A 24206-nucleotide genomic window follows, 5' to 3' on the forward strand; every position below is an offset into this window, starting at 1 on the left:
GCATGGACGACGAGACGACGACCTACGACTACGTGGTCATCGGCGGCGGTACGGCGGGGTCGGTACTGGCCGCGCGGCTGAGCGAGGATCCGGCCAGCCGCGTGTGCGTGGTGGAGGGCGGGCCCAGCGACGTGGGCGACGAGCGCATTCTGCGGCTGCGCAACTGGATCAACCTGCTCGGCGGCGAGTTCGACTACGGCTACACCACCGAGGAGCAGCCGCGCGGCAACTCGCACATCCTGCACTCGCGGGCGCGGGTGCTCGGCGGCTGCTCCTCGCACAACACACTGATCAGTTTCCTGCCGTTCCCGCAGGACCTCGACGAGTGGGTGGCGGCCGGCTGCGACGGCTGGGGGCCGGAGACGATCCTGCCCTACCGGACACGGCTGCGGAACAACATCGTGCCCGTCGCCGCCGCCGACCGCAACGCGATCGCCGAGGACTTCGTCAGGGCGGCGACCACCCGGCTCGGCGTCCCGGTCATCGAGGACTTCAACGCCCGCCCCTTCACGGACGGCGCCGGCTTCTTCTCCCTGGCCTATGACCCGAAGACGAACACCCGCTCCTCCGCCTCGGTGGCGTACCTGCACCCCATCATGGACCGCCCGAACCTGACACTGCGTCTGGAGACCTGGGCCTACCGGCTGTTGCCCGACAGCGAGGGCCGTTTCACCCGCGTCCAGGTGCGCAACCCCGACGGTTCCCTCTCGACACTGGAGGCCGAGGCGGAGGTGCTGCTGTGCGCCGGGGCGATCGACACGCCGAGGCTGCTGCTGCTCTCCGGGATCGGCCCCGCCGATCAGCTGCGCGACCTGGGCATCGAGGTCCGCGCCGATTTCCCCGGGGTGGGCGAGAATCTCCTGGACCACCCCGAGTCCGTGATGGTGTGGGAGACCCGGGGGCCGCTGCCGCCCAACTCGGCCATGGACTCCGACGCCGGACTCTTCCTGCGCCGCGACACGGCGGACGGCCCGCGTCCCGACCTGATGTTCCACTTCTACCAGGTGCCGTTCACCGTCAACACCGAGCGTCTCGGCTACCCCGTGCCCGAGCACGGCGTCTGCATGACCCCGAACGTGCCGCGCGCCCGTTCCGTCGGCCGCATGTGGCTGCGCAGCGCCGACCCGTCGGTCAAACCTGCCCTGGACTTCCGCTACTTCACCGATCCGGAGGGGCACGACGAACGTACGATCGTCGAAGGTCTGCGGATCGCCCGCGAGGTCGCCGCCACCGCGCCGCTCAGCGACTGGCTCGTGCGGGAGGTGGCGCCGGGCCCGGACGTGACGTCGGACGCGGACCTGTCCGAGTACGGGCGACGCGCCGCCCACACCGTCTACCACCCGGCAGGGACCTGCAAGATGGGTGCCGAGGACGACCCCATGGCGGTCGTCGATCCGCAGCTGCGGCTGCGCGGGCACGACGGGCTGCGCATCGTGGACGCCTCCATCTTCCCCACCATGCCGACCATCAACCCGATGGTGACGGTGCTGCTCGCCGCCGAGCGCGCGGCGGACCTCATCTGCGCTCGGCCGGGGCCCGGCCCCGTGCCCACCGAAGGTGCGGTCCAGTGACCACGGCCGGAGCGCCGGACGGCACGGCGGACGCCGCCCCGGGGGAAGAGAAGTCGGAGTTCCGCAAGGACATGGGACCGTGGGCGAACTTCGCCCTCGGCTTCACCTACCTCTCCCCGGTGGTGAGCACCTACACCCTCTTCGGCACCGCCCTCGCCGACGGCGGCCCGCCGATGATCTGGGCGTTCCTCATGGCGGGCTGCGGCCAGTTCCTCGTCGCGCTGGTCTTCGGCGAGGTCGTCGCGCAGTACCCGGTCGCGGGCGGGGTCTACCCGTGGGCGCGGCGGCTGTGGGGCAAGCGCTGGGCCTGGATGACCGGCTGGATCTACATGTGGGCGCTGCTCGTCACGATCACCAGCGTCGCGTACGGCGCCGGGCCCTACATCGCCATCCTGCTCGGCTTCGACGCCACCGTGCACACCACCGTGCTGTGCACGATCGGGCTGATCGTCATCGCCGTGCTCATCAACTACGCCGGTACGAAGGCCCTTTCGTGGGCGGCGCTGATCGGGTTCGGCGCGGAGCTGATCGGTGCGCTCGTCGTCGGCATCATCCTGCTCGTCACCCACCGCTTCCACGGTCTCGGTGTCCTCTTCGACGACTACGGCGCCGCCGGGGACAGTTCCTATCTGCCCGTGTTCCTCGGGGCGGCGATCATCGGCTTCTACCAGTACTACGGTTTCGAGGCCTGCGGGGACGTGGCCGAGGAGGTGAAGCACCCGGGCAAGGTGATTCCCAAGGCGATGCGCCGCACCATCTACGTGGGCGGGGCCGCGGCGACCTTCACGTGTCTGACGCTGCTGCTGGCCGTCGTCGACTACCGGGCGGTGATCTCCGGGCAGGACTCCGATCCGGCCGTCAGGATCCTCTTCGACGCTCTCGGGGAGGCCGGCGCGCGGGTGGTGATGGCCGTCGTGCTGATCTCCTTCCTCTCCTGCACGATCAGCCTCCAGGCCGCGGCGGGCCGGCTGATCTACTCGTACGCACGCGACGAGATGATCATCGGTCACCGGCTCCTGCGGAGGTTCTCGCCGAGCCGCGCGGTACCCGAGTACGCGCTGCTGGTCGCCGCGGCGATTCCCGCACTGATCGCGGTCGGGTCGCTGATCTCGACGGACGCCCTGACCAAGATCGTTTCTTTCGCGATCCTCGGCATCTACACCGCCTTCCAGATGGTGGTGCTGGCCGCCCTGCGCGCGCGCCTCAAGGGCTGGCGGCCGAGCGGTGAGTACCGGCTGGGCCGGTGGGGCCTCGCGGTGAACATCGGGGCGCTCGCCTACGGCATCTTCGCCATCATCACCATCGCCTGGCCCCGCACTCCCGAGGCGGCCTGGTACGACAACTGGATCGTGCTGCTGGGCGGCGGCATCGTGGTGGGGGTGGGGCTCGTGTACATGTTCACGACGCGTCACTACGGCCGCAGTGACGCCCCTTCGGCGAACGCCGTCCCGGATTAGGGTTTCTCGCCGACGTCGAGGTGGTCGCGGATCAGGGTCGTGACGGTGGAGACGAGCTGGTCGAACTGCTCGTCCGCGGTGGGCAGGGGCAGCAGGGCGGCCTGGCGGAGGGTGGGGACGTCGAGGTCGCCCTGGGTCGTCAGCCATGCGGCGGGCACGAGCGGGCTCCGGCCGGCCCCGGACCGGTCGCTCTCCTGGTCGATCAGGAGGGCGAAGGAGAGGACCAGCAGGCAGAGGTGGCGGTGCGCCGCGAGCGCCGCCGGCAGGTCGAGGCCGACGTCCCGCAGGAAGCGCAGGAACCGGTCCAGGTCGAGCAGCCGGTTGGGGTGCACGGAGGCCGGCGGGGTGTCCTCGTCGAGAGAGACGAGCAGGGCGCGGGGCCAGCGCCGGTACAGCTCGCGCAGGGACCGGGCGTAGTCGGCGACGGACCGCTCCCAGCTCGCGGGGTCGAGCGGGGGCGGGTTCCAGGAGCTGAGCATGAGGTCGACCACGAGGTGGACGACATCTTGGCGGTCCTCGACGTAGTTGTACAACGACCGTACGGTGACGCCCAGTTCGTTGGCCAGCGCGCGCATCGTCAGGGACGAGAAGCCCTTCGAGCCGACCATCTCCAGAGCCCTGGCGGCGATGCTCTCGCGGGTGAGGACCGGGCGGCCCCTGCGGGTGGCGGGGCGGCGTCGGGGGGTCGCGGGCATGGCGTCAGCGTACGGTACGGCTCCGGCTCGAACTTCACACCTGTTGACTTTTGCCGACGCCCGTCGGTTCCGGGGTGTGGTGGAGACGACGGACGCGTCCCGGGGTGCGGTGGAGTCGGCCCGGTGAAAACAATGGGGGTGGCTTCCGATGGGCCGCCGGGACGCGTTATGTCCCGTCTTCGGCGGGTACCTGTGCGGACGGAAACGGCGCCGGCGCAAGGAGACGAGGAACAACATGAAGATCGGTTACAAGCTGGCCGCCGAGGCGTTCGGTCCGGCGGAACTGGTGCGGCAGGCCGTCCTCGCGGAGGAGGCGGGCTTCGACTTCGTCGAGATCAGCGATCACTACCATCCGTGGCTCGACAACCAGGGCCACTCCCCCTTCGCCTGGACGGTGCTCGGCACCATCGCGGCCAAGACGTCCCGGATCGAACTGGCGACCGGCGTGACGTGCCCGACCATGCGCTACCACCCGGCGATCATCGCCCAGGCGGCCGCCACGTTGGCCCTGCTGTCGGAGGGCCGCTTCGTGCTGGGCCTCGGTTCGGGCGAGCGGCTGAACGAGCATGTCGTGGGCCAGGGCTTCCCGGATACGGTCAGCACCCGGCACGAGATGTTCAAGGAGGCCCTGGAGATCATCCGGCTGCTATGGAGCGGCGGATACCGGTCCTACGAGGGCAAGCACCTGCGGCTGGCGGACGCTCGCGTGTTCGACCTGCCCGACGAGCTGCCCCTGATCGCGGTCGCCGCCAGCGGCAAGCCGTCCTCGCGGCTCGCCGCGGAGCTGGGCGACGGCCTGTTCGCCACGGAGGACAAGCCGGAGATCGTCCGGCACTACCGTGAGGCCGGTGGCACCGGCCCGCGCTACGCGGAGGTGCCGATGGCCTGGGCGCCCGACGAGCACACGGCGGCGAAGGCCGCCCTGGAGACCTCGCGGTGGGCGCTGACCGGGTGGAAGGTGATGAGTGAGCTGCCCAACCCGGTGAACTTCGACGCGGCGACCACGACCGTGCGCGAGGAGGACATCCTGGAGAAGTTCGCCTGCGGCAACGAGCCGTCCCGGTACCTGGAGGCCGCTCAGGGGTTCGTCGACGCGGGCTTCGACCGGCTGGTCATGCAGAACGCCGGCCCCGACCCGGACGGCTTCATCGACTTCTACCAGCGCGAGCTCGACGGTCCCCTCCGGCAGCTGAAGCCGGACGGCTCGCAGGGCTGAGCCGCACCCGCACCCACGCGCAGTCGCAGGCCTGAAAACACGCCCGCACCCACACAGAGCGCCCCGCCCATCCGGGCGGGGCGCTCTGTGTGCTGCCCACGCTTCGGCGTCCCGTTCGGCGGGCGGCCCCGGGAAATCCACTGGGGCGTGGGCCGGGTCACTCTTCCGGGGTCGCCAGGGGGCGGGGACTGTGAGCCCACCCATAGGGGCCACGTCACATGCTAAGGACGGTAGTGGTCTGCGAGGGCCGCGCCGCTCGGGCCGACACGACCTCGACAGGCGTCCTGACCTGGGCATCTGCGGCCTTCGGTAGTACGTCACATCCTTGCGTCCCGCGCCGGGCACCGTTCACTCTGGCTGAAGTTCCGGGGAGCCCGGCCTCGCACCGAGCGCATCCGTATCGCTCCGCCCGAGCCCTCCCCCGCCCCGCCCACGCACCGCATGGAGAGTCACCCCCGCATGGCCACGACCCAGACGCAGCCCCGCACCGCCCGGCTCCGCAAGTTCTCCGTCGCCGGCATCGCCACCGCAGGCGCCGCCGCCGCGGCGTTGACGCTCGCCCCCTCCCCCGCCCACGCCGCGGAGCCCACCGGTACGAGCGCGCCCGTCTCCCGGGCCGCGGCGCCCAAGGCGGCCCACGCCGACAACCTCGACGGCTGGATCCGTGAGGCGCTCGCCATCATGAAGGCCAAGGGCATCCCGGGCACCTACGAGGGGCTGCACCGCAACATCATGCGCGAGTCCGCGGGCAACCCGAACGCCCAGAACGGCTGGGACGTCAACGCGCAGAACGGCACCCCGTCCAAGGGGCTGCTCCAGGTCATCCAGCCCACCTTCGAGGCGTACCACGTCGACGGCACCGCCAACGACCTGACCGACCCGGTGGCCAACATCACCGCCGCGGCCAACTACGCCGCCGACAAGTACGGCTCCATCGACAACGTCGACTCCGCCTACTGAGGCACCCCCTGAGTCACCCCCCAAGGGTCACCCGCCGAAGAGTCATCCGCCGACGAGGAAGGGCAGCAGCCGCATGTCGCGCGAGAGCCGAACCGGGCGCCGGGCGCCCAGGGCCCTGCGGTACGTCGCCTGGGGCGCTCTGGGAGCGGCCCTGATCGGCGGCGGGGGCCTGGCCTACACCTGGCAGCACCTGAACGCCAACGTCCAGAGCACGGACATCGACGCCGCCCTCGGACACGACCGGCCGGGCGGGCAGCGTGACGGCTCGATGAACCTGCTCCTGCTCGGGTCCGACTCACGGGCGGGCACGCACGGACAGTACGGGCGCGGTGTCAGCGGAGCCCGCGCGGACACGGCGATGGTCGTGCACGTCGACAAGTCCCACAAGAAGGCGTCGGTCGTCAGCATCCCCCGCGACACGATGGTGGAGCGGCCCAGCTGCGTCGGCCCGGAGGGCGGTGGCGCACCGGCCGCGCGGCAGGCCATGTTCAACTCGTCCTACCAGGTGGGCGGGCCGGCCTGCACGGTGAAGACGGTCGAGAAGATGTCGGGCGTCCGCATGGACCACTACCTGGAAGTCGACTTCAAGGGCTTCCAGAAGCTCATCGACGAGCTGGGCGGCGTGGACATCACCACCCGCGAGGCCATCCACGACACGAACAGCGGCCTGTCCCTCGACGCCGGTGAGCACACCCTGAGGGGCAAGCAGGCCCTGGCGCTCGTCCGCACCCGGCACGGGGTGGGGGACGGCAGTGACCTGGGCCGCATCCGGCTCCAGCAGGCGTTCGTCAAGGCCCTCATCCAACGCGCCCACGCCGTCGAGCCGTTCGGCGACCCGGCCAAGTCGTACGCCCTGGCGGACACCGCGACGAAGGCCCTCGGCGCGGACTCCGAGCTGGCGTCCGCGGACAAGCTGCTGGGCCTCGCCAAGGAACTCCAGGGCATCAGCCCCGACCGCACCACCATGGTGACGATGCCCGTCACCTACGACGCCAGGAACGCGGGCCGCGTCGAACCGCTGGACGAGGCGGCGCACCGGGTCTGGGCCGCGCTGCGCCAGGACCGGCCCATCCCGGGATCGACGGACGGCTCGGTGGGCGAGCGGACGGACTCCCCGGTGTCCTCGGGCTGACAGCGCCGGCCATGGCGGGGGCCCCGGGCCATCCGCCCGCCCCGATGCGGTACGAAGGCTTCCGTGAACGAACAGATCCAGCCCGCGCCCCCGCCCGCGACCGTTCGCGTCTTCGTCGCCCTCGCCCCGCCCGACGACGCCAAGCGGGAACTGGCCACCGAGCTGGCTCCCGCCTATCACGCCCATCCGCGCATGCGGTGGAACCGCATCGAGGACTGGCACATCACCCTGGCGTTCCTGGGCGAGGTGCCGAGCGCGGTCGTTCCTGTGCTGTGTCCCCCGCTCGCGGACCTCGCGGCCGCCAGCGCGCCCCTCACGCTGGCGCTGCGCGGTGGCGGGCACTTCGACGAGCGTGTGGTGTGGTGCGGGATCGACGGGGACCTCGACGCGTTGCGGCAGCTCGCCGCCGAGGTGCGTGCCGTGGTCAAGGAGTGCGGTGTGGCCTTCGCGGACCGGCCGCTGCGCCCGCATCTGACGCTGGCCCGGGCGCGGCGGGACACTCCCTCGTGCGCCGCGGAGACCGCGGCGGGCCTGACCGGGTTCACGGGCCGCCCGTGGCCGGCCGAACGTCTGCATCTGGTCGCCAGCAACATCGGCCGTGGTCCGGGGCCGATCCGCTACCGCGACGTCGACGCCTGGCGCTTCGGGACCCGGAAGCGACCGGCTCCGCGCTCGCGATTCTCCTGACCCTCGGCGTGCCACCCCGGCCGCCGCCGAGGGGGGTTATCCCCCGGTCAGGACGGAGGGCCGCCTCAGCGCGCCGCCACCGCACTGTCCATCATGATCGACTCACCGGTCCTTCGGGACACATGAGGTGAGATGGGCGAGGAGCGATCAGGATGACGGTGCACGAGAAGCGGCTCGGTCGGCGGGGACTGCTGGCGGTGACGGCGGCGGGCGCGGCCACGGCTCTGCTGGCGCCAAGGGCGGGCGCGGCCGCGGAGAGAGGCGCGGGCGCGACGGCCGGCGGCACGGGGGGCACGGGACAGGCCGCCGTCGTACGGGCGATCGAGCGTGCCGCCCACCCGCTGCGCTCCACCGAGCCCGGCACCCGCACCGCCGATCTCCGGGCACTCGGCGCGATGATCGGTGACGCCGAGGTGGTCGGCCTCGGTGAGGCCACCCACGGCTCGCACGAGTTCTTCGCCATGAAGGAGCGGGTGTTCCGCCACCTCGTCGAGAACGAGGGCTTCACGACGTTCGCCCTGGAGATGAGCTGGTCGGCGGGGCTGAGGATCGACGAGTACCTCCAGGGCGGCGAGGGAGACGCCCGGCGGATCGCCGAGGAGACGCTGGCCGGATCCCCGTGGGAGCGTGCGGAGTTCGTGAGCCTGATCGCCTGGATGCGGGAGCACAACCGTCGGCACCCGCGGCGCAGGGTCCACTTCATGGGCGACGACATCGGCGCCCCCCGGCTCGGTGACGCGCTCTTCGAGCGGGTGCTCTCCCACGTGCGCGAGGCCGACCCGGGCTCGCTGGCACGGCTCACCGCGCTGTACGCGCAACTGCGCCCGCTGGACGATGTCTTCGAGTACCTGAACAGGCCGCTCGCGCTGCGACGGCAGAACGCCGTCAAGGCCCAGCAGGCGCTCGACGTGGTCACCGCGGGCAAGGGGGCGGGCGGCACCGGGCACGCGTGGGCAGTGCAGCACGCCAGGAACATCGCGCAGACCTTCGCCTTCACCGTGCTGGACGTCACCGACCCGGCCTCGGTGGCCGCGGCCGAGCACCTGCGCGATCGCGCGATGGCCGACAACATCACGTGGTGGCGTCGCGAGACCGGTCACAAGGTTCTGCTGTCGGCACACAACGGCCACGTCGGCCTTCTGTCGACCGACCCCGTCATGTACCCCAAGACGCAGGGCTCCTACCTGCGCGACGCCCTCGGCCGGAACTACGTCATCATCGGCTTCACCTTCGCCGGCGGTTCGTTCCTCACCAAGGACGCCGCTCTTGGCGGCGACTGGCGCGAGACCACCGTGCCGCCCGCGAGCCCCGACATGCACGAGTACACCCTCGACCGGGTGCGCCACCGGGACTTCTACGTCGATCTGCGCGACGTCCGCGTCCCGGCCGACGCCTGGCTGGACACTGCCCGCCCCGTCTACGACGCGGGCTCGACCTACACGCCGGACCCGCTCCCCACCCTGGCCCTCGGCAGGGCCTACGACGTTCTCGTCCACCTGCACCGGGTCCGCGCTGCCCAGAAGATCTGACCCGGGGCGCGCGTCAGGCGGTGGCGCGGTCTCTGTCGGTGGTTTCCGGGGATGAGGTGCGGTCGGCCTCGTCGCGGACGAGCAGGGACAGCAAAGACGCCACGGCCAGGCCCGATTCGGCCGGGTGTCGCAACACCTTGCTGGGGTCGATCCGGTAGGTGTTGGTGCGGCCCTCCCGGGTGTGGGAGAGATAACCGTCCGCCTCGAGATCGGCGATGATCTTCTGGACCGCGCGCTCGGTGAGGCGGCAGTGTGCGGCGATGTCGCGGATACGGGCATTGTGATCATCCGCGATAGCGGCCAGCACTCGCGCGTGATTGGTGAGAAACGTCCATCCGGTGTGTGGCTCGGGCACTCCATCCATGGGTCAACTCTAGCGATGATGCGTACGTGTTTTCAAAAACACGTACTGTGTTTCAGGTATTAGTTGACGTGTGTGGGCTGCGAAGGGCAGCCTAGGAGCGGCGCTGAGCGAAACAAGAGGGAGAGGCCATGCCGGAGCCTGTACACCCCGAATCCCTCGTGCGGGAGGGTGGCCACCGCGGGCGGGGCGACCGAACACCGGCGACACGGGAGGCCGCGGCGCTGCCGGTGACCTTCGACTCCTTGGTCGAGGGCGAGCGGGTGCGGGTGATCCTGCGCGGAGAGCTGGACCTGGAGGCGGGCCGGCTGCTGCGGCCCGATCTGCGGCAGGCCCTGGACCGGTCGGCGCGCGTCATCGACCTCGACCTGAGCGGGGTGGACTTCTGCGACTGCTCGGGGCTCAATCTGCTGCTCGGCCTGCGCCAGTCGGCGCTCGAACAGGGCAAGGCCCTCACGATCGGCCGCAGCAGTCCGTCGGTCGACCGGTTGCTCGCCCTGACCGGCACCCGCCGCCTCCTCGCGCCCGTCGAGCCGGCAGGCGAGCACCTTGCGGCGGCGACCGACCACGGACCCGATCAGGGCGAGGAGGCCGGTGAGGGCGAGGAGACCGAACAGGATCTGCGGACCGTGGTCGCCCAGTTGCGCCGGGCCCTGCAGACCAGGCCCACCATCGACCTGGCGCGCGGCATGCTGATGTCCTCCTTCAACCTCAGTCCCGAGGCGGCCTGGGACGTCCTGGTCTCGGCGTCGCAGAACACCAACACCAAGCTGCACCGCCTGGCCGGGGACCTGGTGGGCACGGCGTCGGGCAACACGCTGCCCGACGCCGTGCGCAGACAGCTGGCGGCCGCGATCGCCAGGACGGACACCGCCCGGCCGACGCCCCGCACCGGAGCGACGACGAGCACTCCGCGCCCCGCGTCCGGGCCGCTCGGCACACCGCCGGCCTGCGGGCCCTGAATCCCGCGCACCTGGGAGCACGGCGTCGCGTCAGAGGCGCGTCAGCGCCGGCGGCCACGCTGCCAGGACCCGGCGGGAGGGACGAGGGCGATGCGCCTACAGCGGTGGCGGTGGCGGACGGGCGCGGCCCTGATCGCGGTGGGGGGTGCCGTGGCGGCCTCCGTCGGCGCGGGCGTCCCGGCCGCGCAGGCCGCCGTCTCGGCGGTGAACATCACGGCCGTGCACAGCGGCAAGTGCGTGGAGGCCAAGGACTCCTCCCCGTCCCTGGACGCCCCCGTCGTACAGGCCGACTGCACCGGACAGGCCGGCGCCGAATGGTACGTCCGCGAATCCTCCAGCGGCGGCAACACCCTGAACATCGTCAACGCCCACAGCAACCTCTGCCTGACCGTCCCCGACCCCGCCTCCGCCCGCGCCGGCACCCGGACCCGCCAGGGCAACTGCGCCGTCACGGCCGGGGCCGACTTCCGGCTCGTCGACACCGGCACCGCCTACGTCCGGATCCAGGCCGCCGCACCGGCCCCCGCCCTCTGCCTCGACGTCGCCTCCGGCTCCCACGCGGTCGGTGTGCCCGTCCAACTCTCCACCTGCGAGGGACAGTCCGGATCCGGCTTCGCGCAACGGCTCCCTCGCGTCGGAAACGAAGTCCCGCTCGATCCACCGCCGCCCGGCACTCCCACCGCGCCCCCGGAGCGGGTCAGCGTCGCCACCGGTGGTGGCCAGTCCAAGCCGGTCTCCGACTCCCACGGCGCTTCGGCCATCAGCGCGGACGGGCGTCACGTGACCTTCGTCTCCAACGCGGCGGACCTGGTGGCGGGCGACACCAACGGCCACGGCGACGTGTTCGTACGCGATCTCCAGGCCGGCACCACGCGGCGGGTCAGCGTCGCGAGCGACGGCACCCAGGGCAACTCCGGATCGTCCGAACCCTCCCTCAGCGCCGACGGACGCCACGTGGCCTTCGCGTCCGACGCCTCGAACCTGGTCCCCGGTGACACCAACCGCTCGGGCGACGTGTTCGTACGCGATCTCCAGACCGGCACCACGCGGCGGGTCAGCGTCGCGAGCGACGGCACCCAGGGCAACTCCGGATCGTCCGAACCCTCCCTCAGCGCCGACGGACGCCACGTGGCCTTCGCGTCCTTCTCCGCCACCTTGGTGCCCGAGGACGTCAACAACGAATGGGACGTCTTCGTACGCGATCTGGAGAGCGGGACCACCCGGCGCGTCAGTGAGACCGGCGGCGGCAACGACGGTTACGACAGCTCGACCGCCCCCGCGATCAGCGCGGACGGCGGGCACATCGCCTATCTCTCCGACTCCGCCGCGCTCGTCCCCGGCGACACGAACAATCAGCATGACGTCTTCGTCTGGTCCCGGCAGAGCGGCGCCACCGAGCGGGTCAGCGTCGCCGACGACGAGAGCGAGGGCAACAGCTCCGCCGCCGCGCCGTCGATCAGCGCGGACGGCCGGCACATCGCCTTCGCCTCCCACGCGACGAACCTGGTGAGGGGCGACAGCAACGGCAAGCAGGACGTCTTCCTGCGCGACCGGCAGAGCGGCACCACCGAACGCGTCAGCCTCTCGGGCGGTGGCGGCCAGGGCAACGGCTACGCGGCGGACGCGGCGGTCGCCGGGGACGGGCGGTACGTCGTCTTCACCTCCGGCTCGACCAATCTGCTCGTGCGCGACACCAACGGCGTGGCCGACGTGTTCGTACGGGACCGGCAGAACGGCGTCACCCACCGGGTCAGCACCTCAGGCAGCGGCATCGAGGCGGACGCGCCGTGCTCCTCGCCGTCGGTCAGCGCCGACGGAAGCTCCGTCGCCTTCGCCTCCGGTGCCACCAACCTCGTCGCCGACGACAGCAACGGCCGCCCCGACGTGTTCGTCCGTCGCGTCGTTCCCTAGCGCCCCAAATCCCCATGCCCCAAGGAGCTTGATCATGCGTCAGCCCGTGCGGTCGCGTCGGATGCGGCTGCTGATCGTGCCGTCGGCGGCCGTCATGGCGGTGGCCTCGCTCTCGCTGGGCGTTCCCGCCGCGCATGCCGCGTCCGCGGTGAACGTCGTCGCCGTCCACAGCGGCAAGTGCCTGGAGACCAAGGACTCCTCCCCGTCCCAGGACGCCCCCGTCGTACAGGCCGACTGCACCGGACAGGCCGGCGCCGAATGGTACGTCCGGGAGTCCCCCAGCGGGGGCGGCACCCTGAACATCGTCAACGCCCACAGCAACCTCTGCCTGACCGTCCCCGACCCCGCCTCCGCCCACGTCGGCACCCGCACCCGCCAGGGCAACTGCACCGTCACGGCCGGGGCCGACTTCCGGCTGTTGGACACCGGCACCGAGCATGTGGGGATCCAGGCGGCCGGGCCCGCGCCCGCCCTCTGCCTCGATGTCGCCTCCGGCTCCCATGAGGCGGGGGCCGCTCTCCAACTGGCGCAGTGCTACGGGCAGTCGGGCAGCGGATTCATGCAGCGGGCGCCCCGGGTGGGGAACGAGAGCCCGCTGGACGACCCGCCCGTGCTGCCTCCCGCCACCGTGGCCGAACGGATCAATGTGGCCTCGGGCGGCGCCCAGACGACCGCGCAGCTCATGGATGCCGTGCCGGCCCTGAGCGGGGACGGGCGGTACGCCGCCTTCACCTCCGACGCGACGACCCTCGTACCCGGCGACAAGAACGCGGCGGCGGACGTGTTCGTGCGGGACCGGACGGCGGGCGTCACCGAACGCGTCAGCCTCACCGACGGCGGCGCCGAGAGTCAGCCCGCCGAGTGGTCCGACGAACCGTCGATCAGCGCGGACGGACGGTACGTGGCCTTCGAGTCCGTCGCGCGGGGCCTGGTGGCCGGTGACACCAACGGGCACCGGGACGTCTTCGTGCGCGACCGCACCGGCGGCACCACGCGGCGGGTCAGCGTCACCAGTGGCGGTGTCCAGGGCAACGGGTGGTCGTTCTCGCCGTCGGTCAGCGGCGACGGGCGGTACGTCGCCTTCGTCTCGGGCGCGAGCAACCTCGTGCCGGGTGACACGAACGGGGCCGACGACGTCTTCGTCCACGACCGGCAGACCGGGACCACGCAGCGCGTCAGTGTCTCGGGCGGCGGCGCCCAGGGCAACGGGGGGTCGACGGCGGCGTCGATCAGCGCGGATGGCCGGCACGTCGCCTTCACCTCCTCGGCGACCAACCTCGTGGCAGGTGACACCAACGCCGCCGACGACGTCTTCGTACGCGACCTGCAGAGCGGCACCACGCAGCGCGTGAGCGTGACCGGCGGCGGGGGCCAGGGCGACCGGGGCTCGATGACCCCGTCCCTCAGCGCCGACGGGCGCCACGTCGCCTTCTCGTCGAGCGCCACCAACCTCGTGGCCGGTGACACCAACGGGCGCATCGACGTGTTCGTGCGGGACCGGCAGTCGGGCACCACGCAGCGCGTGAGCCTGGCCGACAACGGCACGCAGGGCGACGGGCATTCGGGAGGTGCGTCGATCGGCGCCGACGGGCGCCATGTCGCGTTCTCGTCCTCGGCCGCCAACCTCATCGCCCGTGACGCCAACGGTGTGAGCGATGTGTTCGTCCACGACCGGGAGTCCGGCGGGACGCGGCGCGTCAGCACCGCCCACACCGACGGGGAGGACGTCGACCACTACTCGTCCGAGGCCGCCATCAGCGCCGACGGGGCGCTCGTGGCCTTCTCCTCGGCCGCCTCGGACCTGGTCCCGGGCGACACCAACGGCACGTACGACGTCTTCGTGCGGCGTGGTGTCGCCTGAGGGAGTGGGTCAGCGCACGTCGACGTAGTCGCCGGCGGCCTTGACCCCGGACGTCGTCGCGTTCGCGGCGAAGTTCCAGCGGAAGTAGCCGTCGGTGGCGGCCTTCACCGTGGTCTTCAGGTTGCCCTTGGTGTCGGACTTCACGGTCTTCACGGCCGTGTAGGTCGTGGTGCCCTTCTTCTTGAACTCCAGCTGCGCGGGCTGGTTGGTGTAGCCCGCGTACTTGTGGGTCTCCCAGTTGGCGCGGGTCAGCGCGCCGGTGACGGTGAGCGTCTTGCCCTTCTTGATGGGCTCCGGCGAGGCGTCCGCCGTCAGCTTGGACAGGCGCTGCACCTTGAAGGTGCCGGCCTTCTCCAGGAGGACGGTGTCGATGTCCTTCGCCGTCACCATCGTGTCGACGTACCAGGCGCCGGCCGGGCTGTTGTCGTAGAAGTCGGTGTCCGGGTCGAGGGTGAACTTCGCCGTGCACGTCGCGGTCGTCGCGCTCGACTCCACGCACTTGGGCGCCGAGGCGGGCAGGGCGATCGCGGAGGCCGGACCGTACAGGGTGATGTCGGCCTCTTCGATGCCGGAGTCGTCGGACGCCGTCACGGAGACCGTGAAGGACTGCGCGGCGGTGGTGCCGAGCACGATCGGCTTGCCGCCGTTGACGGTGACCTTGTCGATGGTCAAGCCGGCGGACGGGGCGGCGAAGGCGCTGGGCGCCATGATGCCGGTCGCGGCCAGGGCCGAGCCGAGCACGGCGATGCGGATGCGGTGACGCATGAATCCCCCCACGGGATGGTGGTGACGCCGGAGTTGATGATCCGCCCCGGCAGAAGTTGTGATCACGATGACTCTACGTTCTTCACCGCGTCTCCATCAGTGTGTTGATCACCACGCGTGTCCTGTACAACCCCCGCGTCCTCAGCCCGGCCGGCCAGGCGCCCGGAAGAAATGCGCGAGGGAGGACGCGAGTGGTTCCGGGGCCTCTTCGGCCATGTGGTGGCCGGAGTCGATGCCGTGGCCCCGTACGTCCGGTGCCCACCGGCGCCAGATCTTCAGCGGGTCCCCGTACAGGTCCTCCAGGTCGTCCCGGAGCGACCACAGGATCAGGGCCGGGCACTGGATCCGGGCCCCTGAGGCCCGGTCCTCCTCCTCGTGCCGGCGGTCGATGGTGAGGCCGGCCCGGTAGTCCTCCAGCATCGCCCACACCACGGCGGGGTTCCGCGTCGCCGCGCGCCACTCGTCGTGGTTCTCCCGCCCCATGCGGTGCGGGTCGCCGCGGTACCAGGCGTCCGGGTCGGCGTTGATGACCCGCTCCGGGATGTCCGGCTGCGCGAAGAAGAACCAGTGCCACCACTGCGTGGCGAACTCGGCCGTGATGCGGGACAGGTGCTCGGTCAGGGGCAGGCAGTCGAGCAGCGCCACCCGCTCGACCGCGGCGGGATGATCGAGCGCGAGACGCAGCGCGACACAGCCCCCGCGGTCGTGCCCGGCCAGCGCGAACCTGTCGTGGCCGAGGGAGCGCATCACCTCGACGACGTCACCGGCGACGGCCCGCTTGGAGTACCCGGCGTGGTCCGCGGTCGGCGCCGGACCGGTGGAGCGGCCGTATCCCCGCAGCTCGGGACAGACCACGGTGAAGCCGCGCCGGACGAGGAGCGGGGCGACGCGGTGCCAGGTCGCGGAGGTACGGGGGTGGCCGTGCAGCAGGACCACCGGTGGCCCCTCGCCGCCGTGCCGGACGAAAATGGATGCCTCGTCGAGCTGCACCCGCCTGGTCTCGAAGTCCTCGAACAAGATCTGCCCCTCCGTCTCCGTCGGCGTACCGCACCTGTCGGTCCCGGGGTTCCCCGCACTGACGGGCGGGACACCACCGCGCCGGCGTCCGGTCGGTCGGGTCAGCGGCGGCCACGAGCCGTGGCAGCGCGCTCCGCGTACCCCAGCGGGTCCGCCCGTACGTCCCTGACGACCAGGGCCGCCGATCCGCGGGCCGCGTCGCCGGCCACGGACGAGGCGCGCAGTCTGCCGCTGCCCGCGCTCCACAGGCCGGAGACGACGCGGCGCTCCAGACACCGGTCGATCGGGCCGCGCAGCCAGGGCATCAGGGCGCGGTAGGTGCCGCCGAGGACGACCGCGTCCGGGTCCACGAGGTTCACGGCGCCGGACAGTACGAGGCCCAGGGTGTGCCCGGCGGCCGCGATGACGGCGCGTGCCTGTTCGTCGCCCTCCAATGCCCTGCGCTCCAGCGTGGCGACGCCCGGCTGCCCGGCGTCCTCGGCGATGCCCGCCGCGCGCAACAGTGCCGCCTGTCCCGCGTACTGCTCCAGGCAGCCACGCGCGCCGCAGCGGCACTCCGGTCCTTCCTCGTCCACGACGAAGTGCCCTATCTCGCCCGCGAACCCGTGGGCGCCGCCCAGCAGTTCACCGTCGACGAGCAGGGCGCCGCCGATCCCGATCTCGCCGGTGAGGTAGAGGAAGCTGCGGACCTTGCCGAGCCGCCCGAACCACAGCTCGGCGAGCGCCGCGGCGTCCGCCTCGTTGCCCGTGGTCACCGGCAGCGGACCCGGGGCGGGGTCGGCGGCGGGGTGCGGCGGTCGCGTGAGCCGCAGCTTCGACAGGGCCTGGGCGAACATGCCCTCGGCGGCGACGCGGTTCCACCGCAGGTTCGGGGCGTGGCGCACCACGCCGCCGGAGACCAGTCCGGGCAGGGCCAGATGGGCCGCCGCGGGGTGCAGATCCTGCTCCGCCGCCGACTCCAGGGCGTGGGCGGCGATCCGCGCGGCGCGTGCGATGACCTCGGTGGGCGGCACGTCTCGGTTGTCGACGTGTTCGGTCAGGCGTACCCGGTCGGTGCCCGCGAGGTCGACAACGCAGACGGTGACGTAGTCGATGTTGATCTCCACGCCGAGTCCGGCGAATCCGGTGCGCGCCACCTTCAGGACCGTGCCGGGGCGCCCGGCCTGACCGCTGAACGCCTTGCCGGACTCCGTCAGGAAGCCGCCGGCCAGCAGCTGTTCCGTCAACGAGGACACGGCCGCGCGGGTCAGCCCCGAGCGGCCGGCGACGGCGGCCCGGGTGGTCTCGCCCTCGTCGTGCACGGCACGGAGCACGAGGCTCAGGTTGTGCCGGCGCACCGTGTCCTTGTCCGCCTTGGGTTCCAGCGGCGTGCGGTGGTTCGTCATGGTGGGATCGAGAGTAACTGCTGCTAGCGGGCCTTCTTCCGGTCGAACCAGATGGTCGCCGCCGTCGGGACGAGGCCCGCCCAGAACAGGAGCTGCGGCACGGACCGGTCCGTCCAGGGGATCTCGGCGATCAGCACGGCGCACAGCATCGCCCAGCCCGCCTGCGCGAGGACGACGCGAGCCCAGCGGCCCCGGCGGATCAGGGAGCGGACGTTGAGCCGCACGCCCGCGCGCAGCCGGCGATAGCGGCGCCAGGCCCCGAAGGCCCAGATCGCGGCCATGATGAACAGGAACCACAGGCGCTGGCCGACGGGCACGGGCAGCTCGGGGGCGGGGCGGTCCTCGGCGGGGAAGACATCGACCATGGCGCCCGCCAGCGCCACGCAGAGGACGGCGAGCCATCGGGTGCCGCGCAGGAGGCGGTAGGTGGCGTGGTCCAGTTGCTCCCGCATGTCGGCGGAGTTCGGTTCGGCGGCGAGCGCGTCCGCGTACAGGTCGGCGGCCTGGGTGGCCCCGACGCCCGGTGCCCGCGCCGCCTTCCTCGTCTGGCGGGCGAGGGCCTCGGCGTGCTGCGGGTCGATGCGCAGGATGGCCTCGTCGAGCATGTCCGAGACCGTGCCGTTCCCGGCCGTGCTGGCGATGCGGTGCGCGATCTCGTGGGCGTAGAGGTCCTCGGGGCCCAGCCGGAGTGCCTCCATCGCCAGGTCGGCGGCTTCCCGGGTGATGCGGTCGATCACGTCGGCGGTGAGCTGTCGGGCGCCGCTCTCTTTGCCGTAACGGACCAGCGACTCGCGCCACACGGCGTCGGCGAGCATGGCGTACGCGAACGAGTCCTCGGGCGCGACGCGGATCAGCTCGCGCAGCACGGGCTGGACCTTGAGCCAGCCGTTGTCGCGCACCATCGCCTGGGCGCGCAGCCTGAGCGCGCCGTAGTCCTCGGGGGCCAGCCCGAGGGCCTCGTCGGCGGCGGCCGCCGCCTCCTTGGGCTGCTCCGTGTTGAGGTGGCAGTAGCCCATCTTGACCCAGGCGCGCACGTCGTCGGGGTCCTCGGCGAGGCGGCCGGCCAGCAGTGCCTTCGCCTGGTCGTAACGGTCGAGTTCGATCAGGGCCTGGGCCTTGTCGACGGCCGGGTGCAGCGCGTTCACAGCTTCCGCTTCTTCTTCAGGTAGGTGACCAGGTCGTCGTACGTGCCACCCTCGTTGGCGTACATGGCGACGTTGCGTGCCGAGGCGAACCACGGTTCGGCGGACGGGACCGTCTGTTTCGCGGCGCCCAGCAGGTCCTTCATGCCGATCATGCGGACGGTGCCGGTGCGCGCCGAGTCGAGCAGGGCGCTTTCGGCCGCCGCCTCGCACAGGTGGGCGAGGTCGGCGCCGGACAGGCCGTCGGTGACCTTGACGAGCTTGCCCAGGTCGATGTTCTCGACGGGGCGTTCGGCGAGGTGGTAGCGGAGGATGCTCTCGCGGGCCGGGGCGTCGGGCGGCAGGACGAGCAGCGTGCGGTCCAGGCGCCCGGGCCTGCGCAGGGCGATGTCCACGTCCCAGGGCGCGTTGGTGGCGGCGAGCACGAAGACGCCTTCGTTGGCCGCGGAGTCGATGCCGTCCAGCTCGGTCAGGAGCTGGTTGACGGTGTTGCGCATGCCGCTGTGCTGGGTGCGGCTGCGCTTGGCGCCGAGCGCGTCGAGTTCGTCGAGGAAGACGACGCAGGGCGTCTGGCGGCGGGCCGTCCGGAAGATCTCGTGCATGTTGCGCTCGGAGTTGCCGATCCACATGTCCAGGACGTCGTTGACCGACACGGACAGGAATCCCGCCCCGAGTTCGCCGGCGACCGCCCGGGCGATGAAGGTCTTGCCGCAGCCGGGCGGCCCGTACAGCAGGAGCCCGCCGCGCAGGCTCTTGCCGTAGAGCTTGCGCAGCTCGGGGTTGCGCATCGGGGCGAGGAACGCGGCCTCCAGGCGTTCCTTGACCTCCCGCATGCCGCCGACGTCCGCCAGGCGGATCGTGCCGGGCGTGTCGACGTCCCAGGCGGAGGCGTCCCCCGGGTCGCCGCTGCCGTCGGCGGTCAGGGGGGTCTCGACGAAGCGGGGCGGGATCACGTCGCCGACCTGGTCCGCGGCGGCACGCCAGTCGAAGCCGGCGCGGCCCTTGGGCTCCTCGGGCGCGGGCGCCGGGGCGGTCACGAGCGGCCGATCCTGCGGGGGCGCGGGGGCGGGCTGTGTGGCGGCTACGGGCGCGGGCTGTGGTGCGGGGGCGGGCGCGCCCATCGCGCGGGCCATCAGCGTACGGGCCTGGGCGTCGCCCGGCGCGTGCTGCAGCGCGACGGCGACCTCCGCGACCGCGGCGTCCGGCTGCCCGGCGTCCAGCAACATCTCGGCCAGATGCAGCCGTAGGGGGACGTCGGCGGGTGCCGCTTCGACGGCGGTGCGCAGGCTTCGTATCAGGGGGGAGTCCTCGGACATGCGGCCACCTTATGTACACGCCTTCGGCGCTCCCCCGCCGGGCGGCGGATCTTCGTCGGCGGGAGGTCAGACCGGTGTCAGCGGACTGCGCAAGTATCCCGCCAGGAGACGGATTCACGGGAGGACGGGGAGATCCCATGAGGCGAAGAAACGGTGGTGTGCTGCTCGCGACCGCCATCGCCACGACGGGTCTGCTGGGCGCGGCGCCCGCACCGGCCGGGGCCGCGGCCTCGGTCACGCCGTGCGTCATGCGGGAGGGCCATCCGCACACGGACTGGACCGGAATGAAGTGGGACGCGGACATCATGTGCGACAACGCGCCGGGCGATGTGCGCCTCCAGTCGTTCACGGGCAGCCCGGTGGTCGGCCGGATGGTCACCACCCGCAGCTGGTTCGTGTGCTGGAAGGTCGGCGACCAGCACGCCGGGGGCAACAACATCTGGTACTACACGCAGGCCGACGAGGTGGTCTCGCGGCCGACCGCGCAGGGCTGGGGCTACATGCCCGCCGTGATGCTGGAGACCACCGAGGACCCGGTGCCGGGCCTGCCCAAGTGCTCGTGGGGGTGAGGGAGTTGACACGGATGAACGCGAAGGCGGGTGGCGGCCGTCCGGCACCGCGGGGGCGGCGCGGCGCGGGGGGCCGGGTCGCCGGGGCGTTGCTGGCCGCGGCGGTGGCCTCGATGTGCCTGTCCGCGAGCGCCGACGCCACGACCGCGGAGGCGGGTGCCGGCGCCACGGCGGCGGGGCCGGTCTGTTACATCCGTGAGGGTGTGCGGCACACCGACGTCAAGGGACACACGTACACCAAGGACCTGTACTGCGAGAACACGGTGGCGGACGTCTTCGCCACCCCGGAGGTGTACGGGACGGTCATCGCCAAGCTGACGACGTCACCGAGCTGGTACGTGTGCTGGCAGAGCGGTGACCTGCATCAGGGCGGCAACCGCATCTGGTACTACACGCAGGGCGACGAGGTGACCAACTGGCCGCTGTGGAAGGGCTGGGGGTACGTGCCGGCGTTCCGCGTGGAGACCGAGCCCGACCCGTTCCCCGGCCTGCCGGCCTGCCTGCCCAGCTGAGCGGCGCCCTCCGCTCCCCCGGCCGCCCGCTCGTCCACGGAACCGGCTCGTCCATCGAACCGACTGGCTCATCGAACCGACTCGCTTATCGAAACCGAGGAGTGAACTCATGGCGTTCTCCCCCGTCTTGCGTCCCGCGCGGATCGCGGCGTCGGCCCTCGCCCTGGCGGCGGCCGTCACCTGGCCCGCCGCCGCCCCGGCCTCGGCGGCGCCCGCCGCCGCGGGCGCGGACGAGGTGACCTGCGTGCTGCGGCCCGGAGTGACCCACAAGGACACGCTCGGCAACGCCTTCTCCGGCGACCTGTACTGCGCCAACGCCCCGGGGGACCTGTACGGGCGCCCGGCCTTCGACGCTCCGGTCACGGGACGGCTGAAGACGACCCAGAGCTGGTTCGTCTGCTGGTCGTACGGCGAGGCGCACAAGGGCGGGAACAACGTCTGGTACTACACGCAGGGCGACGAGGCGGTGAACCTGCCCAGCCTCCAGGCGTGGGGCAACGTGCCGGCGAGCAGCGTCCTCACCTCCACCGACCCCTTCCCCGGCCTGCCCCGCTGCCCCTGGCACTGACCGCGACGCGCCACCGGTGGGAGGGTCGGCGCACACGACTCTGCCCACCGGGAGGGCGCCGCGCTGCCATCCGCGCGTTGATCACCTAGACTCGTCCGATGGCGAAGTACTTCGACGTGCACCCCGACAATCCCCAGCGGCGCAGCATCACCACCGTGGTCGACAGCATCCGCGCCGACGCGCTCATCGCGTACCCCACGGATTCCTGCTACGCGCTGGGATGCAGGCTGGGCAGCCGCGACGGCATCGGCAGGATCCGTGCGATCCGTGATCTCGACGAGCGCCATCACTTCACCCTCATGTGCCGGAACTTCGCACAGCTGGGTCAGCTCGTCCATCTCGACAACGACGTGTTCCGCGCGATCAAGGCCGCCACTCCCGGTCGTTACACCTTCATCCTCCCCGCGACCAAGGAAGTCCCCCGCCAGCTGCTGCACCCGAAGAAGAAGACCGTCGGGGTGCGCATCCCCGACCACACGGTCACCCAGGCGCTGCTGGCCGAGCTCGGCGAACCGCTGCTGTCCAGCACCCTGCTGCTGCCCGACGAGGAGGAGCCGCTGACCCAGGGCTGGGACATCAAGGAGCGGCTCGACCACGTCGTGGACATCGTCCTGGACTCCGGTGACTGCGGCACCGAGCCGACCACCGTCATCGACTTCTCCGACGGCGAGGCCGAGGTCGTGCGCCACGGCGCGGGCGACACGACGCGTTTCGCCTAGCGGCCCCCGCCGTCGGCGCGCTCCGCGGTCAGCGGCGCCGGCGGCTCTGCGGGGACCAGCCGGCGCCGATGCCCGCGAGGTGTATCGCGGTCAGGGTCAGGCCGAGCAGCATCAGGCTGGTGGTGCCGAAGAAGATGTTGGTCGATGTCTCGGTGAGATGCAGGATCCAGGCAATGCCGAAGACGACGGCGGCGGCGAGAGCGAGCACGGTTACTCCTTCGAGGGGCGCGGTGCTATCCCGCGCGGGACAAGGGGGGTGACTCACCGGCCGCTTGCCCCGGGGCGGGCCTTCCATGCCTGCCGAGCGTGACCGGCTTGGGAGCGGGCCCTGATTCCGCCCGGCCCTACCGACTGTGACCAGGCAAGACGGTCCCGCAGCCCGTCCCATCAGCGGTTCTCGACCGCTCTTTCCGACCCGCCATGACAAGGCCGAACGGACCCGGCTACTGTCGGCCACCGTGCGTGGGGAGCGCCCCTCTCCGGGGCCGGGCGGAGCGGCGAGGACAGCGCAGTCCTCGTGAACGTTGTTGCTCACCGAACCACGAGGAGCAAGTTCCGAGCGCGCCGCGGGAGAAAGAAAGCATGACGGAGCACCAGACCGGGGCTCGCCCCGAGGACGAACAGCCGGCCTCGCGTGAGAGCGGGGCGGACCGGCTCGCCGCCCGGGCCCAGCAGTTGCAACGGCAGGTGGCCGAACTCGAGGTGCAGGTCCGCGCCCGCCCCAGGATCGCGCTGGCCGAGGGCGTCTTGATCGAGCGGTACCGTCTGCCGGACGCGGACGCGGCGTTCGATCTGCTGCGCCAGGCCTCTCAGCGGGCCAACATCAAGATGCACCAGCTGGCCACCGCGGTCGCCCGCACACCGGGGCCGACGCCGGGTGCCGCCGTGTGGTTCGGGGTGCGGGAGCGCCGTCCGGCACCGCCGCTGGGCACGCTCGGCGCGGGCACCCTCGACGCGCGGAACCAGGGCGAGGTGCTCGGCGCCGCGCTGCGCCGCGTCCTGAACATCACCAGTACGTACATGGGCAACGTGCAGCTGGTCGAGGACGGTGTGCTGCGCATGGAGAAGCACGCCGGACTGCCCCGTGAGTTCACCGACTACTTCGCGTTCGTGGACGGGGGCACCTCCTGTTCCCGGGCGGCGAGCGCCAGCCACCAGGTCACCGTCAAGGAGATCGCCTCGTCGCGCGGGTTCGACGACACCACCCGGCGCGTGATCCTCTCGGCCGGCAGCCGTGCCTGCCACAGCGTGCCCCTCGTCGACGCGGCCGACAACGTCCACGGGGTCATCTCCTCCCACCACGCGCGGCCCCTCGCCGGCTTCAGCCGGACCCAGCTCCTGGCGCTCCAGGACGCCGGCCGGGCCGTCGGCTCATGGATCGACTGGCATCGGCGCACGGTCCTGCTCGACGCCCTGGAGGACCTCCACCGACTGGCCCGCGACCGGTAGCCACGGGCGGCCCGGGCGGCTCGTCGCGGAATCTTCACGCCAGGGCGGTCGTCTCCCCCGATTTGACGGGCACTCGGACCGCGTCCTCAACGGAAGGGAAGCGGCATGATCGCGGTCGCCGTCCTACTCCTGCCGGGGCTGGCGTTTCTGCTGTTCGTGATGGCACGTCTGGAAGACGGGCTTCTCGCCGCCAAAAGCGAGACGGCGTCCGCCCGACATGCCCGTCATGCCCGTCGGCAGCACCTGCGCCTGATTCCCGGTGGCAGCGACGCAACACCGGCGCCACAGCACCACAGGCAACTGCGGAACAGCGAAGCTGCTTGACCGCACGGCCGCGGCCGGGGCCCGAAGGGATTCACGCGGGCCCCGGCCGCGGCCGTGCGACAAAGACGATCAGCACCGCCGCGGGTTTCCCTTCGGAT

At 71.8% G+C, this 24206-nt stretch carries 24 protein-coding genes; 16 read left to right on the forward strand and 8 right to left on the reverse strand.

The window, feature by feature from the left end; all coding sequences use genetic code 11:
- Positions 1-2: 2 nt before the first annotated feature.
- Positions 3-1571, forward strand: coding sequence for a GMC family oxidoreductase (locus ACZ5GP_RS10135; protein ID WP_468750391.1), 1569 nt, complete (start codon positions 3-5; stop codon positions 1569-1571).
- Positions 1568-3028, forward strand: a complete 1461-nt coding sequence (locus tag ACZ5GP_RS10140; RefSeq protein ID WP_468750392.1) for an APC family permease — start codon at positions 1568-1570, stop codon at positions 3026-3028. Before ACZ5GP_RS10135 ends, ACZ5GP_RS10140 begins: the two co-directional genes overlap by 4 nt.
- Here the strand turns inward: ACZ5GP_RS10140 and ACZ5GP_RS10145 are convergent.
- Positions 3025-3723 carry a TetR/AcrR family transcriptional regulator gene (locus ACZ5GP_RS10145; protein WP_468750393.1) on the reverse strand — a complete coding sequence of 233 codons (699 nt, stop codon included), beginning with the start codon at positions 3721-3723 and terminating at the stop codon, positions 3025-3027. The genes ACZ5GP_RS10140 and ACZ5GP_RS10145 overlap by 4 nt on opposite strands.
- A 235-nt stretch (positions 3724-3958) precedes the next feature.
- Here ACZ5GP_RS10145 and ACZ5GP_RS10150 point away from each other — a divergent pair, with 235 nt between their 5' ends.
- From ACZ5GP_RS10150 to ACZ5GP_RS10170, 5 genes are all read left to right on the forward strand, one after another.
- Positions 3959-4939 carry a TIGR03557 family F420-dependent LLM class oxidoreductase gene (locus ACZ5GP_RS10150; protein ID WP_468750394.1) on the forward strand — a complete coding sequence of 327 codons (981 nt, stop codon included), beginning with the start codon at positions 3959-3961 and terminating at the stop codon, positions 4937-4939.
- A 459-nt stretch (positions 4940-5398) separates the two neighbouring features.
- Positions 5399-5899, forward strand: a complete 501-nt coding sequence (locus tag ACZ5GP_RS10155; protein WP_468750395.1) for a transglycosylase SLT domain-containing protein — start codon at positions 5399-5401, stop codon at positions 5897-5899.
- A gap of 73 nt (positions 5900-5972) precedes the next feature.
- Positions 5973-7031, forward strand: a complete 1059-nt coding sequence (locus ACZ5GP_RS10160) for an LCP family protein (RefSeq protein WP_468750396.1) — start codon at positions 5973-5975, stop codon at positions 7029-7031.
- A 63-nt stretch (positions 7032-7094) separates the two neighbouring features.
- Entirely contained in the window at positions 7095-7718 is a 624-nt protein-coding gene (thpR, locus tag ACZ5GP_RS10165) for an RNA 2',3'-cyclic phosphodiesterase (protein ID WP_468750397.1), read from the forward strand.
- Positions 7719-7870: 152 nt separating this feature from the next.
- Positions 7871-9247, forward strand: a complete 1377-nt coding sequence (locus ACZ5GP_RS10170) for an erythromycin esterase family protein (protein ID WP_468750398.1) — start codon at positions 7871-7873, stop codon at positions 9245-9247.
- 13 nt (positions 9248-9260) lie between these two features.
- Here ACZ5GP_RS10170 and ACZ5GP_RS10175 read toward each other — a convergent pair whose 3' ends face one another.
- Positions 9261-9611: a helix-turn-helix transcriptional regulator gene (locus ACZ5GP_RS10175; RefSeq protein ID WP_468750399.1), complete on the reverse strand. Its 351-nt coding sequence runs from the start codon at positions 9609-9611 to the stop codon at positions 9261-9263.
- A 128-nt stretch (positions 9612-9739) separates the two neighbouring features.
- On the opposite strand from ACZ5GP_RS10175, the gene ACZ5GP_RS10180 reads away from it, so the two are divergent.
- The 3 genes from ACZ5GP_RS10180 to ACZ5GP_RS10190 all read left to right on the forward strand — a co-directional run bounded on the left by ACZ5GP_RS10180 (position 9740) and on the right by ACZ5GP_RS10190 (position 14342).
- Positions 9740-10570 (forward strand): ANTAR domain-containing protein, encoded by an 831-nt coding sequence (locus ACZ5GP_RS10180; RefSeq protein ID WP_468750400.1) that lies wholly within the window; start codon positions 9740-9742, stop codon positions 10568-10570.
- Between the two features lie 90 nt (positions 10571-10660).
- The gene (locus ACZ5GP_RS10185; RefSeq protein WP_468750401.1) at positions 10661-12481 is read left to right on the forward strand and encodes an RICIN domain-containing protein; all 1821 of its coding nucleotides are present in this window, start codon (positions 10661-10663) and stop codon (positions 12479-12481) included.
- Positions 12482-12515: 34 nt separating this feature from the next.
- A complete protein-coding gene (locus ACZ5GP_RS10190) occupies positions 12516-14342 on the forward strand; it encodes an RICIN domain-containing protein (RefSeq protein ID WP_468750402.1) in 1827 nt (608 codons plus the stop codon).
- A gap of 9 nt (positions 14343-14351) precedes the next feature.
- On the opposite strand, the gene ACZ5GP_RS10195 is transcribed toward ACZ5GP_RS10190, so the two are convergent.
- From ACZ5GP_RS10195 to ACZ5GP_RS10215, 5 genes are all read right to left on the reverse strand, one after another.
- On the reverse strand, positions 14352-15107 hold the full coding sequence (locus ACZ5GP_RS10195) for a calcium-binding protein (protein ID WP_468750403.1): 756 nt from the start codon (positions 15105-15107) through the stop codon (positions 14352-14354).
- 141 nt (positions 15108-15248) lie between these two features.
- Entirely contained in the window at positions 15249-16124 is an 876-nt protein-coding gene (locus ACZ5GP_RS10200) for an alpha/beta fold hydrolase (protein ID WP_468750404.1), read from the reverse strand.
- Between the two features lie 101 nt (positions 16125-16225).
- On the reverse strand, positions 16226-17509 hold the full coding sequence (locus ACZ5GP_RS10205) for an ROK family protein (RefSeq protein ID WP_468750405.1): 1284 nt from the start codon (positions 17507-17509) through the stop codon (positions 16226-16228).
- 23 nt (positions 17510-17532) lie between these two features.
- A complete protein-coding gene (locus tag ACZ5GP_RS10210) occupies positions 17533-18654 on the reverse strand; it encodes a tetratricopeptide repeat protein (RefSeq protein ID WP_468750406.1) in 1122 nt (373 codons plus the stop codon).
- On the reverse strand, positions 18651-19967 hold the full coding sequence (locus ACZ5GP_RS10215) for an ATP-binding protein (protein ID WP_468750407.1): 1317 nt from the start codon (positions 19965-19967) through the stop codon (positions 18651-18653). Before ACZ5GP_RS10215 ends, ACZ5GP_RS10210 begins: the two co-directional genes overlap by 4 nt.
- 137 nt (positions 19968-20104) lie before the next feature.
- Here ACZ5GP_RS10215 and ACZ5GP_RS10220 point away from each other — a divergent pair, with 137 nt between their 5' ends.
- The 4 genes from ACZ5GP_RS10220 to ACZ5GP_RS10235 all read left to right on the forward strand — a co-directional run bounded on the left by ACZ5GP_RS10220 (position 20105) and on the right by ACZ5GP_RS10235 (position 22335).
- A complete protein-coding gene (locus tag ACZ5GP_RS10220) occupies positions 20105-20536 on the forward strand; it encodes a hypothetical protein (RefSeq protein WP_468750408.1) in 432 nt (143 codons plus the stop codon).
- 14 nt (positions 20537-20550) lie between these two features.
- Positions 20551-21048 carry a hypothetical protein gene (locus tag ACZ5GP_RS10225; protein ID WP_468750409.1) on the forward strand — a complete coding sequence of 166 codons (498 nt, stop codon included), beginning with the start codon at positions 20551-20553 and terminating at the stop codon, positions 21046-21048.
- A gap of 109 nt (positions 21049-21157) precedes the next feature.
- Positions 21158-21616: a hypothetical protein gene (locus ACZ5GP_RS10230; RefSeq protein ID WP_468750410.1), complete on the forward strand. Its 459-nt coding sequence runs from the start codon at positions 21158-21160 to the stop codon at positions 21614-21616.
- 98 nt (positions 21617-21714) lie between these two features.
- Positions 21715-22335, forward strand: a complete 621-nt coding sequence (locus ACZ5GP_RS10235) for an L-threonylcarbamoyladenylate synthase (protein WP_468750411.1) — start codon at positions 21715-21717, stop codon at positions 22333-22335.
- Positions 22336-22363: 28 nt separating this feature from the next.
- Here the strand turns inward: ACZ5GP_RS10235 and ACZ5GP_RS10240 are convergent, their stop codons facing one another.
- Positions 22364-22543, reverse strand: coding sequence for a hypothetical protein (locus ACZ5GP_RS10240; protein WP_358588731.1), 180 nt, complete (start codon positions 22541-22543; stop codon positions 22364-22366).
- A gap of 374 nt (positions 22544-22917) precedes the next feature.
- Here ACZ5GP_RS10240 and ACZ5GP_RS10245 point away from each other — a divergent pair, with 374 nt between their 5' ends.
- Together ACZ5GP_RS10245 and ACZ5GP_RS10250 are read left to right on the forward strand one after the other, a co-directional pair.
- Positions 22918-23784 (forward strand): ANTAR domain-containing protein, encoded by an 867-nt coding sequence (locus tag ACZ5GP_RS10245; RefSeq protein ID WP_468750412.1) that lies wholly within the window; start codon positions 22918-22920, stop codon positions 23782-23784.
- A 105-nt stretch (positions 23785-23889) separates the two neighbouring features.
- The gene (locus tag ACZ5GP_RS10250) at positions 23890-24108 is read left to right on the forward strand and encodes a hypothetical protein (RefSeq protein WP_468750413.1); all 219 of its coding nucleotides are present in this window, start codon (positions 23890-23892) and stop codon (positions 24106-24108) included.
- Positions 24109-24206 lie beyond the last annotated feature (98 nt).

The organism is Streptomyces sp. NPDC031466, assembly GCF_055581265.1.

Coding starts and splice junctions, on each gene's coding strand:
- ACZ5GP_RS10135 (WP_468750391.1), top strand. CDS start 3: ATGGACGACGAGACGACGACCTACGACTACGTGGTCATCGGCGGCGGT.
- ACZ5GP_RS10145 (WP_468750393.1), bottom strand. CDS start 3,723: ATGCCCGCGACCCCCCGACGCCGCCCCGCCACCCGCAGGGGCCGCCCG.
- ACZ5GP_RS10150 (WP_468750394.1), top strand. CDS start 3,959: ATGAAGATCGGTTACAAGCTGGCCGCCGAGGCGTTCGGTCCGGCGGAA.
- ACZ5GP_RS10155 (WP_468750395.1), top strand. CDS start 5,399: ATGGCCACGACCCAGACGCAGCCCCGCACCGCCCGGCTCCGCAAGTTC.
- ACZ5GP_RS10160 (WP_468750396.1), top strand. CDS start 5,973: ATGTCGCGCGAGAGCCGAACCGGGCGCCGGGCGCCCAGGGCCCTGCGG.
- ACZ5GP_RS10170 (WP_468750398.1), top strand. CDS start 7,871: ATGACGGTGCACGAGAAGCGGCTCGGTCGGCGGGGACTGCTGGCGGTG.
- ACZ5GP_RS10175 (WP_468750399.1), bottom strand. CDS start 9,611: ATGGATGGAGTGCCCGAGCCACACACCGGATGGACGTTTCTCACCAAT.
- ACZ5GP_RS10180 (WP_468750400.1), top strand. CDS start 9,740: ATGCCGGAGCCTGTACACCCCGAATCCCTCGTGCGGGAGGGTGGCCAC.
- ACZ5GP_RS10185 (WP_468750401.1), top strand. CDS start 10,661: ATGCGCCTACAGCGGTGGCGGTGGCGGACGGGCGCGGCCCTGATCGCG.
- ACZ5GP_RS10190 (WP_468750402.1), top strand. CDS start 12,516: ATGCGTCAGCCCGTGCGGTCGCGTCGGATGCGGCTGCTGATCGTGCCG.
- ACZ5GP_RS10195 (WP_468750403.1), bottom strand. CDS start 15,107: ATGCGTCACCGCATCCGCATCGCCGTGCTCGGCTCGGCCCTGGCCGCG.
- ACZ5GP_RS10205 (WP_468750405.1), bottom strand. CDS start 17,509: ATGACGAACCACCGCACGCCGCTGGAACCCAAGGCGGACAAGGACACG.
- ACZ5GP_RS10215 (WP_468750407.1), bottom strand. CDS start 19,967: ATGTCCGAGGACTCCCCCCTGATACGAAGCCTGCGCACCGCCGTCGAA.
- ACZ5GP_RS10220 (WP_468750408.1), top strand. CDS start 20,105: ATGAGGCGAAGAAACGGTGGTGTGCTGCTCGCGACCGCCATCGCCACG.
- ACZ5GP_RS10225 (WP_468750409.1), top strand. CDS start 20,551: ATGAACGCGAAGGCGGGTGGCGGCCGTCCGGCACCGCGGGGGCGGCGC.
- ACZ5GP_RS10230 (WP_468750410.1), top strand. CDS start 21,158: ATGGCGTTCTCCCCCGTCTTGCGTCCCGCGCGGATCGCGGCGTCGGCC.
- ACZ5GP_RS10235 (WP_468750411.1), top strand. CDS start 21,715: ATGGCGAAGTACTTCGACGTGCACCCCGACAATCCCCAGCGGCGCAGC.
- ACZ5GP_RS10245 (WP_468750412.1), top strand. CDS start 22,918: ATGACGGAGCACCAGACCGGGGCTCGCCCCGAGGACGAACAGCCGGCC.
- ACZ5GP_RS10250 (WP_468750413.1), top strand. CDS start 23,890: ATGATCGCGGTCGCCGTCCTACTCCTGCCGGGGCTGGCGTTTCTGCTG.